Genomic DNA, 17,743 nt, shown 5'->3' with positions numbered 1-17,743 from the left:
TGACTTTTGGCACGCTGTTGAGTTCTCAAGGAACGGACACTTCCTTCGGACCGCCTTCCAGCGGGCCCTCCGGGCGCTTCGTTCTTTCGTGTTTCAAGCTTATCAGATGTTTTCCGCTCCGTTTTCCGGAGTTTCATTTACCTGATCGGCTTTCGCCTTTCGGCGCTCCCGAACTCTATCAGAGTTTCTCGGGCCGTTTTCCGCGGTACTTCTCGAATTCATATTCGAGGGCTTCCTGCGGGGCGGTCCCGTGGGGCAACCCGGAGAACATTACGCACCGGGCTGCCCCACGTCAAACCAGCCGTGGACCGGCCGTCGGGGGTGCTCAGACCTCGACGACGACCGGCAGGATCATCGGCCGGCGGCGGTAGTTGTCCGCCACCCACTTGCCGACGGTCCGGCGGACCAGCTGCTGCACCTGGCGGGGCTCCAGGACTCCGTCGCTCGCCGAGCGGTCCAGGGCCTCCTGGAGCCTGGCGGCGACCGGCGCGAACGCGCTGTCCTCGATGCCGGAGCCGCGCGCCTGAATGGTCGGGCCGCCCACGATCTTGCCGTTGGTCGAGTCGACCGCGACGAAGACCGAGATGAAGCCCTCCTCGCCGAGGATCCTGCGGTCCTTGAGCGAGGCCTCGGTGATGTCGCCGACCGAGGCGCCGTCCACGTAGACGTACCCGGCCTGGACCTTGCCGACGATCCGAGCGACGCCCTTCTCCAGGTCGACGCAGACGCCGTCCTCGGCGATGACCACACGGTTGCGCGGAATGCCGGTGGCGATGCCCAGCTCAGCGGCGGCCCGCAGGTGGCGCCACTCGCCGTGGACCGGCATCAGGTTGCGCGGCTTGCAGATGTTGAAGAAGTACAGCAGCTCGCCGGCCGAGGCGTGGCCGGAGACGTGCACCTTGGCGTTGCCCTTGTGCACGACCTTGGCGCCCCAGCGGGTGAGGCCGTTGATCACCCGGTAGACGGCGTTCTCGTTGCCCGGGATGAGCGAGGACGCCAGGACGACGGTGTCGCCCTCGACGATGCGGATCTGGTGGTCGCGGTTGGCCATCCGGGACAGCGCGGCCATCGGCTCGCCCTGCGAGCCGGTACAGATCAGCACGACCTCCTTGTCCGGCAGGTCGTCCAGCTGCTTGACGTCCACGACCATGTTGCCGGGGACCTTCAGGTAGCCGAGGTCGCGGGCGATGCCCATGTTGCGGACCATCGAGCGGCCGACGAAGGCGACCTTGCGCTTGTACTCGTGCGCGGCGTCCAGCACCTGCTGGATGCGGTGCACGTGGCTGGCGAAGGAGGCGACGATGATGCGCTTGTCCGCGTTCGCGAAAACGTTTCGCAGCGCGGCCGAGATGTCGCGCTCGTGCGGGATGAAGCCGGGGACCTCGGCGTTGGTGGAGTCCACCAGCAGCAGGTCCATGCCCTCCTCGGCCAGCTTGGCGAAGGTCGGCAGGTCGGTGAGGCGGCCGTCGAGCGGCAGCTGGTCCATCTTGAAGTCGCCGGTGGCGACGACCATGCCGGCGGGCGTGCGCACGGCGACCGCGAGCGCGTCCGGGATGGAGTGGTTGACCGCGATGAACTCGCAGTCGAAGGGGCCGATGCGCTCGCGCTCGCCCTCCTTGACCTCCAGCACGTACGGCCGGATGCGGTGCTCGACGAGCTTGGCCTCGATCAGGGCGAGGGTCAGCTTGGAGCCGATCAGCGGGATGTCCGGGTTCTCCCGCAGGAGGAACGGGACGGCGCCGATGTGGTCCTCGTGCCCGTGGGTGAGGACGATGCCGTCGACCTTGTCGAGGCGGTCCCGGATGTAGCTGAAGTCCGGGAGGATCAGGTCCACGCCGGGCTGCTCGTCCTCGGGGAAGAGGACACCGCAGTCGACGATCAGAATGCGGTCCCCGAATTCGAGGACCGTCATGTTGCGGCCGATCTCGCCCAGGCCGCCGAGCGGAGTGATGCGGAGGGCGCCCTCCTTCAGGGCCGGGGGCGCGCCGAGTTCGGGATGCGGGTGACTCAAAAGACTCTCCTCACGACGCACGCCATATGCCCGGGGTCCTCCCCCTGGAGACATATGGCGTGCGTACTCAGTGTCGTTTTCCTACTGGGTCTGTGCTCTCGCGCCTTCGATCCGGTCCAGCGGCGGGCCCGTGAGGGTCCGGCGAGCCGGGGCGCGCACGTCTTTGTCTGCTACAGGTGTACCCCGCCGGCGGCGAGATCCTTCGTCAATTGCGCGATCTCCTCGGGAGTCGCGCCGACCAGGGGCAGCCGCAGCGGACCGGCCGGCAGTCCCTGGAGCTCCAGGGCGGCCTTGGCGAGGATGACTCCCTGCGTGCGGAACATACCGCTGAACACCGGGAGCAGGCTCTGGTGGATCGCCGTGGCCTTGGCCACATCGCCGGCCAGGTAGGCCTCGATCATCGCACGCAGTTCACCGGCCACGACGTGTCCGACGACGCTGACCACGCCGGCGGCGCCGACGGACAGCAGCGGCAGGTTCAGGATGTCGTCCCCGGAGTACCAGGCGAGGTCGGAGCGGGCGATGGCCCAGGCGGCGGCGCCGAGGTCGCCCTTGGCGTCCTTGTTGGCGACGATCCGCGGGTGCTCGCCGAGCCGGACCAGCGTCTCGTGGCTCAGCGCGACGCCGCTGCGGCCCGGGATGTCGTACAGCATGACCGGCAGCCCGGTGGCGTCGGCGATGTGCACGGTGTGCCGGTACAGGCCCTCCTGCGGGGGCTTGCTGTAGTACGGCGTGACGACCAGCAGGCCGTGGGCTCCGGCGGCCTCCGCCTGCCGGGCCAGCTCGGCGCTGTGGTGGGTGTCGTTGGTGCCGACGCCCGCCACCACGTGGGCGCGATCCCCGACCGCCTCCACCACGGCGCGGACGAGCTGGGCCTTCTCGGCGTCGCTGGTGGTCGGGGACTCCCCGGTGGTGCCGTTGACGACGAGGCCGTCGTTGCCGGAGTCCACGAGGTGCGTGGCGAGGCGCTGGGCGCCGTCGAGGTCGAGTCCGCCGTCGGCGGTGAACGGGGTGACCATCGCGGTCAGGACCCGGCCGAACGGGGTCTGGGGGGTGGAGGTCGGAGCCATGCGTCCAAAGCTACTCGTAGGCGGTGGGACGGTACCCATGCCGGTCCAGGGTTCGGACAGGGCATGCGCGGTGAGCGGCGGAAACAGGCGGTGGGTGGGATCCCGGTGCTGCCCGCTCGGGGGTTCGGGCAGCACCGGAATCCGTGTTCACGAATGTAGGGAGCGGCTAGAAAAGCCGCAATCCAGACATGCCAGACACTCGGTCCATATGCCTATCGTCCCAGGTCAGGGAGCGACCCGGCCATGCTTCTCGAAGGCCGCATGGGTGAGCGGCATGAGCCGCGCCCACTCCTGCTCCATCTGCTCGGCGACCATCTCGATCTCGCGCTGCGGGAAGGACGGCACCGCCGAGTTCTCCCGCTTGGTCCGCAGCGACAGGAAGTGCATCAGCGAGCGGGAGTTGCAGGTCGCGTACATCGAGGAGAACAGGCCGACCGGCAGCACCGCGCGGGCCACCTCGCGGGCCACACCGGCCGCCAGCATCTCCTGGTAGCGCGCGTAGGCCTCGCGGTACGCGGCCTCCATCGCCTCGGTGGTGGTCCTGTGCTGCTCGGGGGTTCCGTCGACGAACTCGTAGCGGCCCGGGCGGCCCTGCTGGACGAGCTTGCGCTCCTCCGCCGGGACGTAGAAGACCGGCTGCAGCTCGCGGTAGCGGCCGGACTCCTCGTTGTAGGACCAGCCGCTGCGGTGCCGGTGGAACTCGCGGAACACGAAGATCGGCGCGCTGATGAAGAAGGTCATCGAGTTGTGCTCGAAGGGGGTGCCGTGCCGGTCCCGCATCAGGAAGTTGATCAGACCCTTGGACTTCTCCGGGTCCTGCTGGACCGCCTCCAGGGACTGCTCCCCCGCGGTCGAGACGCGGGCCGCCCAGATGACGTCCGAGTCGGCGGCCGCGCTGCGGACCAGTTCCACGGTCACGTCGCTGCGGAAACTGGGGGCCGTCGGTTCGTCGCTCACGCGTTACTCCTTGCGGGTTCGGTGCTGTGCAGCTTGATGGCGTGCTGCATGGTCTTGCGGGCGCGCGGGGTGTCGCCGGCGTCGGCGTACGCCACCGCGAGGCGGAACCAGACCCGCCAGTCGCCCGGCGCGGCCTCCGCCTCGCCCTGGCGGCGGGCGAACACCGCGTCGGCCGAGGCCCGGTCGATCCGCCCGCCGGTGGTGCGCTTGAGCTCGTCCACCGGCAGGCCGCCCTCGGCCTCCAGCTCCCGGGCGAGCTGCTCGCTGGCCCGGCCGAAGCGGACGGTCTGGCGCAGGAACCAGACGCCGATCACCGGGATGACGAAGGCGCAGAGGCCGATGCCGATGCCCAGCGGCTTGCCGGTGGCGACCAGCTGGACGCCCTCCCCGACGCAGAGCAGGGCGACCAGCAGCAGTACGCCGGACAGGACGAAGAAACCGGTACGGGACGTCATGACGGGCTCACAGGTCCAGGAAGTGTTCGAGGCCCAGGGTGAGCCCCGGCGTCTCGACGACCTTGCGCACGCCCAGCAGGATGCCCGGCATGAAGCTGCTGTGGTGCAGCGAGTCGTGCCGGATGGTGAGCGTCTCGCCGGTGTCGCCGAACATCACCTGCTGGTGGGCGAGCAGCCCGCGCAGCCGGACGGCGTGCACCGGCACCCCGTCCACGTCGGCGCCGCGCGCGCCGGGCAGGCTGTGGGTGGTCGGGTCCTGCTGCGGCGGGCGGCCGGCCTCGGCGCGGGCGGCGGCGATCAGCTGCGCGGTGCGGGTGGCGGTGCCGCTGGGGGCGTCGGCCTTGCGGTCGTGGTGCAGCTCGACCACCTCGACCGACTCGAAGTACTTCGCCGCCGTCTGGGCGAACTTCATGCCGAGCACCGCGCCGATGGAGAAGTTCGGCGCGATCAGCAGGCCCAGCTCCGGGGCCCGGTCGAGCCAGCCGCGGACGGTGGCCAGCCGCTCGTCCGTCCAGCCGGTCGTGCCGGTGACCACGTGGATGCCGTGGTGCAGGCAGTAGTCGAGGTTGCCCATCACCGAGTCCGGGTGGGTGAGCTCGACGGCGACCTGGACACCGGCCCCGGTCAGCTCCTCCAGCGCGGACCCGCGGCCGAGGGTGGCGACCAGGTCGAGGTCCGGCGCGGCCTCGACGGCCTTGACCGCCTCGGAGCCGATCCGGCCGTTGGCTCCGATCACGGCGACACGCAGCGTCATAGTGGAATGTCCTCTCACACCAGCAGATCGACGAGCTTGGCGGCCCGCTTGTCGTTGACCGGGCCGATCAGCGCCAGCGACGGCCGGTACGCGCCCAGCACATCACGGGCCACCGCCTGGACGTCGTCCAGGGTCACGGCCGCGATCCGCGCCAGCATGTCGTCCACCGACAGGTGGTGCCCGTAACTCAGCTCGGCCTTGCCGATCCGGTTCATCAGCGAACCGGTGTCCTCCATGCCCAGCACGGTGGAGCCGGAGATCTGGCCGATCGCCCGCTGCAGCTCCTCCTCGGTGATGCCCTCGGCGACCACCTTGGCCAGCTCCTCGCGGCAGATCCGCAGCACCTCCTCGACCCGCTTGGGCTGGCAGCCGGCGTAGATGCCGAACAGGCCGCTGTCCGCGTAGGACGAGGAGTACGAGTACACCGAGTACGCCAGGCCGCGCTTCTCCCGGACCTCCTGGAACAGCCGGGAGCTCATCCCGCCGCCCAGGGCCGCGTTGAGCACGCCCATCGCCCAGCGGCGCTCGTCGTGCCGCGGCACCCCGGGCAGACCCAGCACCAGGTGGGCCTGCTCGGTGGAGCGGTTGAGCACCTCGACCCGGCCGGCCGTGCGCAGCGCCTTGACGCCGCGGCGGGCCTCGGCGGGGACCGCGGTGGACTGGGCCAGCACCGGCGCGAAGGCCTGCTCGACCTGCTTGACCACCTTGCGGTGGTCGAGGTTGCCGGCGGCGGAGACGACCAGGTTCTCGGGCCGGTAGCGGCGGCGGTAGAAGCCGGCGATCTGGTCCCGGGTGAGCGCCTTGATGGTCTCCTGGGTGCCGAGGATCGGGCGGCCGAGCGGGCCGCTGCCGAAGATCACCCTGGCGAACAGGTCGTGCACCACGTCGCCCGGGTCGTCCTCGGCCATCGCCATCTCCTCGAGGATGACGCCGCGCTCGGAGTCGACGTCCTCGGAGCGGATCAGCGAGCCGGTGACCATGTCGCAGACCACGTCGATGGCCAGCGGCAGGTCGGTGTCCAGGACCCGGGCGTAGTAGCAGGTGTTCTCCTTCGCGGTGAAGGCGTTCATCTCGCCGCCGACCGCGTCCAGGGCGGCCGAGATGTCCAGCGCGCTGCGCCGCTCGGTGCCCTTGAAGAGCAGGTGCTCCAGGTAGTGGGTGGCGCCGTTCAGCTGCGGGGTCTCGTCCCGCGAGCCGACGCCGACCCAGATGCCGAAGGTCGCGGAGCGCACCGTCGGCAGGGTTTCGGTGACGACCCGAAGGCCGCCGGGGAGGACGGTGCGGCGCACCGTGCCGGCGCCGTCGGCGCCCTTGAGCAGGGTCCGGGTGGTGCCGGGGCGCTGCTTCGCCGCCGGGGCCTGAGCCACGGGGGGTACCTCCAGAGGAAACGCGCGTGGGAACGCACGGACGAACGCGGGGCAACAGGGTGCGGCCCGCACGCCGGGAGGCGTACGGGCCGCAAGGGGTCAGCTAGCGGCGCTTCACTCGGAAGCGGCCTCGCCGCCTTCCTCGCCCTCGACGACCGGGATCAGGGAGAGCTTGCCGCGCGGGTCGATCTCGGCGATCTCGACCTGGACCTTGGCGCCGACACCGAGGACGTCCTCGACGTTCTCGACGCGCTTTCCGCCGGCCAGCTTGCGGATCTGCGAGATGTGCAGCAGGCCGTCCTTGCCCGGCATGAGCGAGACGAACGCGCCGAACGTCGTGGTCTTGACCACGGTGCCCAGGTAGCGCTCGCCGACCTCCGGCATGGTCGGGTTGGCGATCTGGTTGATCGTGGTGCGGGCGGCCTCGGCGGCCGGGCCGTCGGCGGCACCGATGTAGATGGTGCCGTCGTCCTCGATCGTGATCTCGGCGCCGGTGTCCTCCTGGATCTGGTTGATCATCTTGCCCTTGGGGCCGATGACCTCGCCGATCTTGTCCACCGGGATCTTGATGGTGATGATGCGCGGCGCGTTCGGGGACATCTCGTCCGGGGAGTCGATGGCCTCGTTCATCACGTCGAGGATGTGCAGGCGGGCGTCGCGGGCCTGCTTCAGCGCGGCGCCGAGCACCGACGCCGGGATGCCGTTGAGCTTGGTGTCCAGCTGCAGGGCGGTGATGAAGTTGCGGGTACCGGCGACCTTGAAGTCCATGTCGCCGTACGCGTCCTCGGCGCCGAGGATGTCGGTCAGCGCGACGTAGTGGGTCTCACCGTCGATCTCCTGGGAGATCAGGCCCATGGCGATACCGGCGACGGCGGCCTTCAGCGGCACACCGGCGTTCAGCAGCGACATGGTGGAGGCGCAGACCGAGCCCATCGAGGTGGAGCCGTTGGAGCCGAGCGCCTCGGAGACCTGGCGGATGGCGTACGGGAACTCCTCGCGGGAGGGCAGCACGGGGATGATCGCCCGCTCCGCCAGCGCGCCGTGGCCGATCTCGCGACGCTTGGGCGCACCCACGCGGCCGGTCTCGCCGACCGAGTACGGCGGGAAGTTGTAGTTGTGCATGTAGCGGCGACGCGTCTCCGGGGAGAGCGTGTCCAGCTGCTGCTCCATGCGCAGCATGTTCAGGGTGGTGACGCCCAGGATCTGGGTCTCGCCACGCTCGAACAGGGCCGAGCCGTGAACGCGCGGGATGGCCTCGACCTCGGCGGCCAGGGTGCGGATGTCGGTGACACCGCGGCCGTCGATGCGGACCTTGTCCTTGATGACGCGCTCGCGGACGATCTTCTTGGTCAGCGCGTTGTAGGCGGCGCTGATCTCCTTCTCGCGGCCCTCGAACTCGGGGAGCAGCTTCTCGGCGGCCAGCGCCTTGACGCGGTCCAGCTCGTTGTTGCGCTCCTGCTTGCCCGGGATGGTCAGAGCCTGCGCGAGCTCGTCCTTGACGGCGGCGGTCAGCGCGGCGAGCACGTCGTCCTGGTAGTCCAGGAAGACCGGGAACTCACCGGTCGGCTTGGCGGCCTGGGCGGCGAGCTGGGCCTGGGCGGCGCACAGCACCTTGATGAACGGCTTGGCGGCGTCCAGACCGGCGGCGACGACGTCCTCGGTCGGGGCCTCGGCGCCGTCGGCGACCAGCTTGATGGTCTTGTCGGTGGCCTCGGCCTCGACCATCATGATCGCGACGTCGCCGTCCGGCAGGACGCGACCGGCGACGACCATGTCGAAGACGGCCGACTCCAGCTCGCTGTGGGTCGGGAAGGCCACCCACTGGCCCTTGATCAGCGCGACGCGGACGCCGCCGATCGGGCCGGAGAACGGCAGGCCGGCCAGCTGGGTGGACGCGGAGGCGGCGTTGATGGCCACCACGTCGTACAGGTGGTCGGGGTTGAGCGCCATCACGGTGCAGACGACCTGGACCTCGTTGCGCAGGCCCTTGACGAAGGACGGGCGCAGCGGGCGGTCGATCAGGCGGCAGGTGAGGATCGCGTCCTCGGAGGGCCGGCCCTCGCGACGGAAGAACGAGCCGGGGATGCGGCCCGCGGCGTACATCCGCTCCTCGACGTCCACGGTCAGCGGGAAGAAGTCGAAGTGCTCCTTCGGCTGCTTGGACGCGCTGGTGGCCGACAGCACCATGGTGTCGTCGTCCAGGTAGGCCACGGCGGAGCCGGCGGCCTGACGGGCCAGACGGCCGGTCTCGAAGCGGATGGTACGGGTGCCGAAGGAACCGTTGTCGATCACGGCCTCGGCGTAGAACACGTTCTCTTCCACCTGGAAGATCTCCTCTTTCGTACGTCTCCGGGAGAGCGTCCCCGCGCTGCCTGCCGGCTGGCCCTGGGTCCTCCCGTCAGGGAGGTGGCAGTCGGGCCGGTCTTCGATCGAAGCCTCCGGGGTGCTCCGCTCGGTCTGCGGGGCTTCCGGGGGCCACTACCGAGGACCGGCGCCTCACGGCTGCCGGGCCGGGGCGGGCGGTCCGCGTCTGGGCGCTCTCTCGGATGCGGGCGGCTTCCGTTTGAAGCCTTCGGCCCGCGGGGGGTTCGGGTCCTTCTGCCCGGGTGGCGCGCTGGTGCGCCATCACCCGGCATGCCCACAACCCTACGGTGCAATCCTCGGCCACCAGGGGAGGTGCGCGCGAGTTGTTATGTCCGGGCGCCGCGGTCCGGCACGGCCGCGGCATACGCGCGAGGGGCGGCTCCCCGGTGTGGGGAGCCGCCCCGAGCGGCGTGCTTAGCGGGCGCCGCCGGCGGCACCGCGGCGGATGCCGAGACGGTCGACGAGCGTACGGAAGCGCTCGATGTCCTTCTTGGCCAGGTACTGCAGCAGGCGGCGACGCTGGCCGACCAGGATCAGCAGGCCACGACGCGAGTGGTGGTCGTGCTTGTGGGTCTTGAGGTGCTCGGTCAGGTCCGAGATGCGACGGGAGAGCATGGCCACCTGGACCTCGGGGGAGCCGGTGTCGCCCTCCTTGGTGCCGAATTCGGCGATGATCTGCTTCTTGACGTCAGAGGCGAGAGCCACTGCAACTCCTTCAAGGTCTACCGAGCGGTCCTGGTCGACAACACAGGACTCATCGAGAACTCGGTGTCGTGACGGAGCGCGGCCGGCGGTCTGCGACCCACCGGGGGCGGACACACGGCTGCGCTCGAAGGCCAAGGGTACCAGTGCCGCCCACCCGGGCCGGTCCGGTCCGGGTGCGCGGGCGGCCGGGCGGTCGGGGCGGTCGGCTCGGACCGGTCAGCCGGTGGCGCCGCGGACCAGCCGGTAGATGTCCAGGACGGCGAGCGCCAGCGGGACGAGGGAGATCAGGGTGAGGCTGTCGACCAGGTCCAGGATGCGCCCCCAGAACGGGGAGACGCCGAGCCGCGGCACCACCAGGGCGATCGCGGCGAGCAGTGCGGCGCCGAACGCGATGGAGGCGGCCAGCCAGATGGTGCGCAGGTCGACCTCGGTGGAGCTGGCGGCGTGCAGGATGAACTGCGGCGTGTGCAGGGACAGGCCGACGATCAGCAGGGACAGGCCGAGCAGTCCGGCGATGGTGAGGCTGAAGACCTGCGCGGTGTAGCGGAACAGCCGGGCGCGCAGCATCGTGGCCAGGCCCAGGGCGAGCGCGAGCAGCTCGGGGAACGTCCTGTCGGTGAAGCCGAGGACGGCGCAGGAGCCGACCACGACCGCGGAGCAACCGCCGACCAGGCCGACCAGGACCTCGTGGCCGCGGCGGGCCTGGTGGGCGATCCGCTCGTACTGGACGGCCTCGGCGCGCTCGGCCTGCTCGTCGTAGTCGCGGCTGCGGGTGCGGGTCTGGCCGGGGGCGCTGAAGCCGACGGGCAGCCGGGCGAAGCGGGCGGAGAGGCTGGGCAGGAAGCCGACGGCCGCGACGGCGGTGACACCGGTGACGGCGGCGATGTGCCCGGCCGGGGTGTCCGGCAGCAGGACGGCGGCGAAGGTGGCGAGCGCGCCGGCGGCCGCGACCAGGGCGGCGGCGACGAACACCGCGTCCTTCTCCGGCAGCAGGCCGACGAGCAGCACGGCGACCACGAGGACGGTGACGCAGCCGGCCAGGAACTGGAGCCGGCCGGGGCCGTCCCACGGGTGGGCGACGGGGAGCAGGCCGCTGCCGCCGATCATGGCGTGCGGCAGGGCGCCGAGGCCGAGCGCGAGAGCGGCGTGGGCGTCCTGGTAGACCCGGGCGCGGACGGCGGCCAGCGCGGTGAGGACGACGGCGGTGACGCCGGCCAGGACCCCGGGCAGGCCGTGCATGTCGTGGCGCAGGTCGGCGAACCAGAGCGCGAAGCCGAGCAGGGTGAGCAGCACTCCGGCGCCGATCAGGCCGAAGGCCCGCATGAGTTCGGCGCTCCAGAACCGGCGGTCGGTCTCGACGGCGCTGGCGATCGCGTCGGCGACGTCGTCGTAGACGGCCGGCGGGAGGGACTCGGCGAAGGGGCGCAGCGCGAGCAGGTCTCCGTCGCGGACCTGCTGGGCGGCGAGCGGCAGGCCGCTGTCGAGGACGGTGCCGTCGCGGCGGACCAGGTGGAAGCCGGTGGGTGCGCCGTCGGGCTGGGTCTGGTTGGCCAGGCGCAGCACCTCGGGGTAGACGTCCGCGAGCGGGACGTCCTCGGGCAGGGCGACGTCGATCCGGCGGTCCGGGGCGACGACGGTGACCCGGCAGTAGCCGGTCGCGGCGGGACTGCTCATCGCCGCACCTCGATCCTTCGACGCACTGGGCGCTCCCCCTTGTTGACGGTGCCGCTGGTCGGCGGTGCCGCGGCACGGCGGCGGTCGGTACGGCTGCTGCGCGGTGGCCGGCGGTCCGTGGAACCGGCCCGGGCGGGCCACTAGTTGGCGCGGCGTTACCCTACCCGGTCGGTTCGTGCCCGGCGCCGGTCCGGACCGGGGCCCGGGTGGGCGGTGCGGGCTCGGGGCCTGGCGGGCGGTGCGGGGGCGACCGTTAGGATCGGCCCCTGCGCGCGGTACGGGGGACGGCGCCGTGTGGCGCGCCCTCGCCCGTGTGAAACCCGTACGAACCGTACGGGTCCAGTTGCATGAGGGCTGATGCCGAAGTGATCGATCGACGCCGCGGGGTGGATGACACATGGGTGTGATCACGGTCAAGCGCCCGGCCAGGGCCTATCCGCCGGCGGTGCCGGACGAGCCGGTGGAGCTGGTGACCCCACCCGAACTGCCCCGGCAGGGCGGCGAGGACTGGTTGATGAGCATCCTGCCGATGCTCGGCATGGGCGGCTCGGCGGTGTTCTTCTTCTCCCCGGGCGCGGCGGCCCCGATGAAGATCATGGGCGGTCTGATGATCGCCTCGACGGTCGGCATGGTGCTGGCGCAGATCATGCGGGCCCGCAAGGGCGGTTCGACCGCGATGGCGGACGAGCGGCGCGACTACCTCAAGTACCTGCAGCAGATGCGCCGCCAGGTGCGCCGCACGGCGGAGCGCCAGCGCGGCGCACTGCTGTTCCTGAACCCGGCGCCGGACCAGCTGTGGTCGATCGTGGCGGACGGCCGGCGGCTGTGGGAGCGCCGGACCGGGGACGGCGACTTCGCGCAGATCCGGGTGGGCCTGGGCCCGGTGCAGCTGTCGACGCCGTTGGTGGCGCCGCAGACCGCGCCGATGGACGAGCTGGAGCCGCTGTCGGCGGCCGCGATGCACTCCTTCCTGAAGGCGCACGGCACGCTGCAGGACCTGCCGTTGGCGGTGTCGCTGCGCGCCTTCTACCACATCACGGTGTGCGGGGACGCGGACTCGGTGTACGGCAACGTGCGCGCGATGATCGCCCAACTGACCACCCTGCACTCGCCGGACGACCTGCTGGTCGCGGTGGCCGCGGCCCCGGGCGCGGCGGAGGAGTGGGAGTGGACCAAGTGGCTCCCGCACAACCAGCACCGCAAGGAGGCCGACGGCGCGGGCTCGCGCCGGCTGATCGCCTCCGACCTGGCCGAGCTGGAGTTCCTGGTGCAGGACGAGCTGGCCGGCCGCCAGCGGTTCGTCCGGGACGCGGCGCCCGCGCCGGACCAGCCGCACCTGGTGGTGGTGATGGACGGCGCCGGGGTGCCGCACGACTCGCTGCTGGCGAGCCACGAGGGCGTGCAGGGGGTGACCGTCATCGAGGTGGTGCCGGGTGACCTGGACGAGCCGAGCGGGCACCTGATGGTGACGGTCGGCCCGCAGGAGCTGGTGCTGCGCTCGGCCTCCGGCGCGACGTACACCGGCAAGCCGGACCTGCTCTCGGTCTGGCAGTCCGAGGCGCTGGCACGGCAGTTGGCGCCGTACCGGATCTCGGCCGGCGGGGACGACGAGCCGCTGCTGTCGAACCTGGACTTCACCGACCTGATGAGCTCGGGCGACCCGGGCTCCTTCGACGTGACGCGCAGCTGGCGCCCGCGCGCGCAGCACGAGCGGATGCGGGTGCCGATCGGGGTCGGCGCGAACGGCGAGCACGTCTACCTGGACATCAAGGAGGCCGCGCTGGAGGGCATGGGCCCGCACGGCCTGTGCGTGGGCGCGACCGGCTCCGGCAAGTCGGAGCTGCTGCGCACCCTGGTGCTGGCGCTGGCGATGACGCACTCCTCGGAGATCCTGAACTTCGTCCTCGCCGACTTCAAGGGCGGTGCGACCTTCTCCGGCATGACGGACATGCCGCACACCTCCGCGGTGATCACCAACCTGGAGGGCGAGCTCACCCTGGTCGACCGCATGCGCGACGCGATCGAGGGCGAGCTGCACCGCCGCCAGGAGCTGCTGCGCTCGGCGGGCAACTACGCCAACATCCACGAGTACGAGCGGGCCCGGGCGGCCGGCGCGGCGCTGGACCCGCTGCCCTCGCTGGTGCTGATCATCGACGAGTTCTCCGAACTGCTCACCGCCAAGCCGGACTTCATCGAGATGTTCATCCAGATCGGCCGGATCGGCCGGTCCCTGGGGGTGCACCTGCTGCTGGCCTCGCAGCGCCTGGAGGAGGGCAAGCTGCGCGGCCTGGACACCTACCTCTCCTACCGGATCGGCCTGCGCACCTTCTCGGCGGCCGAGTCCCGGGCGGCGATCGGCGTGCCGGACGCCTACCACCTGCCGCCGGTGCCGGGTGTCGGCTACCTCAAGTTCGGCGAGGACGTGATGGACCGGTTCAAGGCCGCGTACGTCTCGGGGCCCTACCGGGCGCCGGGGCAGCAGCGGTCGACCGGCGGGCGGCGGGTGAACGCCCGCCCGGTGCTGTTCACCGCGGCCCGGGTGGACCTGCCGGAGCCGGCCGCGGAGGAGGAGGCGCCGCGGGCCCCGGAGCAGGACGACGCGCTGGTCGACACCGTGCTGGACGTGTTCGTGCAGCGGATGGCGGGCCAGGGCCCGGCCGCGCACCAGGTGTGGCTGCCGCCGCTGGAGGAGGCGCCGAGCATGGACCACCTGCTGCCGCCGCTGCAGGTGGCTCCGGAGCGCGGGCTGACCGCGCCCGGCTTCCCGGTGGGCCGGCTGCGGGTGCCGATCGGCATCGTGGACAAGCCGCGCGAGCAGAAGACCGACATCCTGGAGGTCGACTACGCGGGGGCGGCCGGCCACGGCCTGATCGTGGGCGGCCCGCGCTCGGGCAAGTCGACGGTGGTGCGCACCACGGTGGCCTCGTTCGGGCTCACCCACACCCCGCTGGAGGTGCAGTTCTACCTGCTGGACTTCGGCGCGGGCAGCTTCCAGTCGCTGGCCGGGCTGCCGCACGTCGGCGGGGTGGCCGGGCGCCTGGACGTCGACAAGGTGCGCCGGATGGTCTCCGAGGTGCACGGGGTGCTGAACCGGCGCGAGGAGCTGTTCCGGGCCGCGGGCATCGACACCATCGGGACGTACCGGGCCCGCCGGGCGGCCGGACGGCTGCCGGACGAGGCGTTCGGCGACGTGTTCCTGGTGATCGACGGCTGGAACACCTTCAAGCAGGAGTTCGAGGCGCTGGAGCCGGTGATCGGCGACATCGCCCAGCGCGGCCTCGGCTACGGCGTCCACCTGATCGTCACCGCGGCCCGGTACGCGGAGGTGCGTCCGGCGCTGAAGGACCTGCTGCAGAACCGGACCGAGCTGAAGCTCGGCGACGCGATGGAGTCCGAGGTCGACCGCCGGGTGGCGCAGAACGTCCCGGCGCTGGCCGGGCGCGGCATCACCCCGGAGCGGCTGCACTTCCTGTCCGGCCTTCCGCGGCTGGACGGCGCCTCCACGGTGGAGGACCTGCAGGACGGGGTGGCCGGCCTGGTCGCCGCCGTCGCCGGGGCCTGGGCCGGCCCGCGCGCGCCGCAGGTGCGGATGCTGCCGGCCGTCCTGGACGGGACCTCGCTGCCGAAGGGCTTCGAGCACCCGGAGCGCGGGATCGCCTTCGGCGTGGACGAGGCCGAGCTGGCACCGGCGCTCGTGAACTTCGAGACCGACCCGCTGTTCATCGTCTTCGGCGACACCGAGTCGGGGAAGTCCGCGCTGCTGCGGATGCTGATCAAGCAGATCACCGAGCGGTACACCCCGGACCAGGCGGGCATCGTGGTCGGCGACTACCGGCGCGCGCTGCTGGGCACCGTGCCGCCGGAGTACCTGGTGGAGTACGCGGCCGCGCAGCCGGCCATGGCGACCATCGTGGACATGCTGCGCGGGGCCTGCGCGCGCCGCCTGCCGGGCCCGGACGTGACCGCCGAGCAGCTGCGCAACCGCAGCTGGTACAGCGGCAAGGACATGTTCGTCATCGTGGACGACTACGAGCTGGTCGCGACGAGCTCGGGCAACCCGCTGGCGCCGCTGGCGGAGTTCCTGCCGTTCGCCCGGGACATCGGACTGCGGGTGATCGTGGCCCGCAGCGCGGGCGGCGCCGGCCGCTCGCTGTACGAGCCGGTGCTGCAGCGGATGCGCGAGCTGGGCGGGCAGGGCGTGATCCTCTCCGGGAACCGGGACGAGGGCGCGCTGCTGGGGACGGTCAGGCCGACGCCGCTGCCGCCGGGCCGCGGGGTGTACGTGTCGCGCCGGGCGACCGGTGGGCAGATGGTCCAGACGGGCTGGCTGCCGCTGGTGTGAGGACGCCGGCGCCACCACGCCGACGGCTACGGACAGTGATCGAGGGTCGGGCTCGCAGGAGCCCGGCCCCTTTCGCGTCCCAGGTGTCGAAACGTTACCTAGATCTTTCCGGGGCGGGGCTGCGGTTCTCGTACCCCGCCCGGGGGGTGCGGCGGCCTGCGGGGGCGCCTGGACGTATCACCTTCCGACTCCACCAACACCTTTGAATAGCAGCTTGCAACACTCCGTTTACCTTGGATTCAAGTGCGATGTGGCAGAGGTAACAAGTCGGACAAACCTCACAATGACCGTGCGTGATCATCAGATCGCATGTTTATGCCCTTTCGCGCAACGGATTCCGAAGCATTCGAGCCATTGACGCAATCAATACGCCAAGGTTCCATTGCGCCCCAGGAGCGACCGGACCAGAACCCGAGCAGCCAGCCAGCGGAGGCGATACCGCTCCCACCCACAGGACCGCACAGAGCCGATCGGAAGCCACATGACCGACACGCTTCGCCCGCCACGCGCCGCGACCACCGCGACGGCCGACACCGGCGCCGCGCCCCAACAGCTCAAGCGCTCGATCGGCGTCGTGGGCGGGACACTGCTCACGCTGTCCTGCGTCACCCCGGCTTCCACCCTCTTCGTGATCGTGCCGGAGCTGTTCTCCAGCATCGGCAGCGCCACCGCCCTGGCCATCGCCATCGGCACCGTCCTGTGCGTCGCCGTCGCGTTCTGCTACTCCGAGCTCGGCACCCTGATCCCCAGCGCCGGCGGCGAGTACGCGATGGTCGGCACCCTGGCCGGACGGCTGGCCGGCTGGCTGGTCTTCGTGCTCTCGCTGATCGTGGTGATGATCGTCCCCTCGGTCATCGCCCTCGGCACCGCCGACTACCTCGCCCCCGTGCTGCACCTCGACAAGGCCATGACCGGCGCCGCCGTGATGCTCGCCGCCACCCTGGCCGGCCTGCTCGACCTGCGCGCCAACGCCTGGATCACCGGCGTCTTCCTGGTCCTGGAGGTCATCGCGGCCGGTGTCGTCTCGGTACTCGGCTTCTCCCACGCCAACAGCGGCGCCCCCAGCCTGCTGCACGGCGTGGTCACCGGGGACGGCGGCGCCACCACCACGGTGAGCATCGGCGCCATCGTCGGCGCGCTCGGCATCGCCCTGTTCATCACCCAGGGCTTCTCCACCGCCGTCTACCTCTCCGAGGAACTGGAGAACCCCCGCCGCAACGTCTCCCGCACCGTGCTGTGGACGCTCGGCATCTCCTCCGCCGTCATCCTGGTCCCGGTCGTCGCCATCACCATGGGCGCCCCCGACCTGCAGACCCTGAGCTCCGGCGACATCTCCGGCATGGTCACCGCGTGGAGCAACTCCGCGGTCGGCACCTTCATCAGCCTCTGCGTCGCGCTGGCCATCATCAACGCCGGCATCGTCATGGTCATCCAGAACTCCCGGGTGCTGTTCGCCTCCGCCCGCGACAAGGCCTGGCCCGAGCCGGTCAACAAGGCCTTCGGCACCCTCGGCCGGTTCGGCTCCCCGTGGGTCGCCACCCTGGCCGTCGGCCTGCCCGGCGCCGCGCTCTGCTTCGTCAAGGGCGCGCTGCTCAGCAACATCACCGGCGTCGCCGTCACCGGGATGTACCTGCTGGTCGCGATCGCCGCGCTGCTCTCCCGCCGCGCCCACCACAAGCACGCCGCCGCCTGGCGGATGCCGCTGTGGCCGGCCGTCCCGGTGGTGCTGATCGCCGTCCTGGTGTACGTGATGACCCAGCTGGACACCGAGCCCCTGCTGTGGACCGGCGGCATCACCGCCGCCGCCACCCTCTACTGGCTGTTCTACCTGCGCCCCCGGCAGGACACCCGCTGGGTGATCAGCCTCCCCGAGGACCAGCAGTCCTGACCCCCACCCCTCCCCCACACGGCGGTGGCCCCGGCGCCCCCGGCCCCGGGCCCCCCCCCGCCCCCGGGGGGCGGGGGGGGCCCGCCCCTCCCGGGGGGTGGGGATCGCCGTAAGCTGGTGGGTGGGCAGCGCCGGGGGGGGGGGGGGCGCCGGGGT

Annotated in this window: 11 protein-coding genes; 2 read left to right on the top strand and 9 right to left on the bottom strand. The window is 71.4% G+C overall.

Going from position 1 to position 17,743, the window contains the following annotated elements; translation table 11 throughout:
- Positions 1–325: 325 nt before the first annotated feature.
- The 9 genes from ACIO5E_RS37995 to eccD form a co-directional block, all read right to left on the bottom strand.
- Positions 326–2,011, bottom strand: coding sequence for a ribonuclease J (locus tag ACIO5E_RS37995; protein ID WP_400676822.1), 1,686 nt, complete (start codon positions 2,009–2,011; stop codon positions 326–328).
- 170 nt (positions 2,012–2,181) lie between these two features.
- Positions 2,182–3,081: a 4-hydroxy-tetrahydrodipicolinate synthase gene (dapA, locus tag ACIO5E_RS37990; protein ID WP_280685367.1), complete on the bottom strand. Its 900-nt coding sequence runs from the start codon at positions 3,079–3,081 to the stop codon at positions 2,182–2,184.
- A 225-nt stretch (positions 3,082–3,306) separates the two neighbouring features.
- Entirely contained in the window at positions 3,307–4,038 is a 732-nt protein-coding gene (thyX, locus tag ACIO5E_RS37985; RefSeq protein ID WP_400676819.1) for an FAD-dependent thymidylate synthase, read from the bottom strand.
- The gene (locus ACIO5E_RS37980; RefSeq protein ID WP_280685369.1) at positions 4,035–4,493 is read right to left on the bottom strand and encodes a tetratricopeptide repeat protein; all 459 of its coding nucleotides are present in this window, start codon (positions 4,491–4,493) and stop codon (positions 4,035–4,037) included. Before ACIO5E_RS37980 ends, thyX begins: the two co-directional genes overlap by 4 nt.
- Before the next feature lie 7 nt (positions 4,494–4,500).
- Positions 4,501–5,247 carry a 4-hydroxy-tetrahydrodipicolinate reductase gene (dapB, locus tag ACIO5E_RS37975; protein WP_400676816.1) on the bottom strand — a complete coding sequence of 249 codons (747 nt, stop codon included), beginning with the start codon at positions 5,245–5,247 and terminating at the stop codon, positions 4,501–4,503.
- Positions 5,248–5,261: 14 nt separating this feature from the next.
- Positions 5,262–6,614, bottom strand: coding sequence for a M16 family metallopeptidase (locus tag ACIO5E_RS37970; RefSeq protein WP_400676813.1), 1,353 nt, complete (start codon positions 6,612–6,614; stop codon positions 5,262–5,264).
- A 114-nt stretch (positions 6,615–6,728) separates the two neighbouring features.
- A complete protein-coding gene (locus ACIO5E_RS37965) occupies positions 6,729–8,936 on the bottom strand; it encodes a polyribonucleotide nucleotidyltransferase (RefSeq protein ID WP_400676810.1) in 2,208 nt (735 codons plus the stop codon).
- A gap of 456 nt (positions 8,937–9,392) precedes the next feature.
- A complete protein-coding gene (rpsO, locus tag ACIO5E_RS37960) occupies positions 9,393–9,683 on the bottom strand; it encodes a 30S ribosomal protein S15 (protein WP_280685373.1) in 291 nt (96 codons plus the stop codon).
- A gap of 216 nt (positions 9,684–9,899) precedes the next feature.
- Positions 9,900–11,357, bottom strand: coding sequence for a type VII secretion integral membrane protein EccD (gene eccD / locus ACIO5E_RS37955; protein ID WP_400676808.1), 1,458 nt, complete (start codon positions 11,355–11,357; stop codon positions 9,900–9,902).
- A 397-nt stretch (positions 11,358–11,754) separates the two neighbouring features.
- Here eccD and eccCa point away from each other — a divergent pair, with 397 nt between their 5' ends.
- Positions 11,755–15,699, top strand: a complete 3,945-nt coding sequence (eccCa, locus tag ACIO5E_RS37950) for a type VII secretion protein EccCa (protein ID WP_400676806.1) — start codon at positions 11,755–11,757, stop codon at positions 15,697–15,699.
- A gap of 481 nt (positions 15,700–16,180) precedes the next feature.
- A complete protein-coding gene (locus ACIO5E_RS37945; protein WP_280685376.1) occupies positions 16,181–17,587 on the top strand; it encodes an APC family permease in 1,407 nt (468 codons plus the stop codon).
- The last annotated feature ends 156 nt before the right edge of the window (positions 17,588–17,743 follow it).

This window comes from Kitasatospora sp. NPDC087314, assembly GCF_044744365.1.
Classification (GTDB): Bacteria; Actinomycetota; Actinomycetes; order Streptomycetales; family Streptomycetaceae; genus Kitasatospora.
The sequence above is the reverse complement of the archived record's forward strand: the minus strand, read 5'-3'. Positions and strand labels throughout refer to the sequence as shown.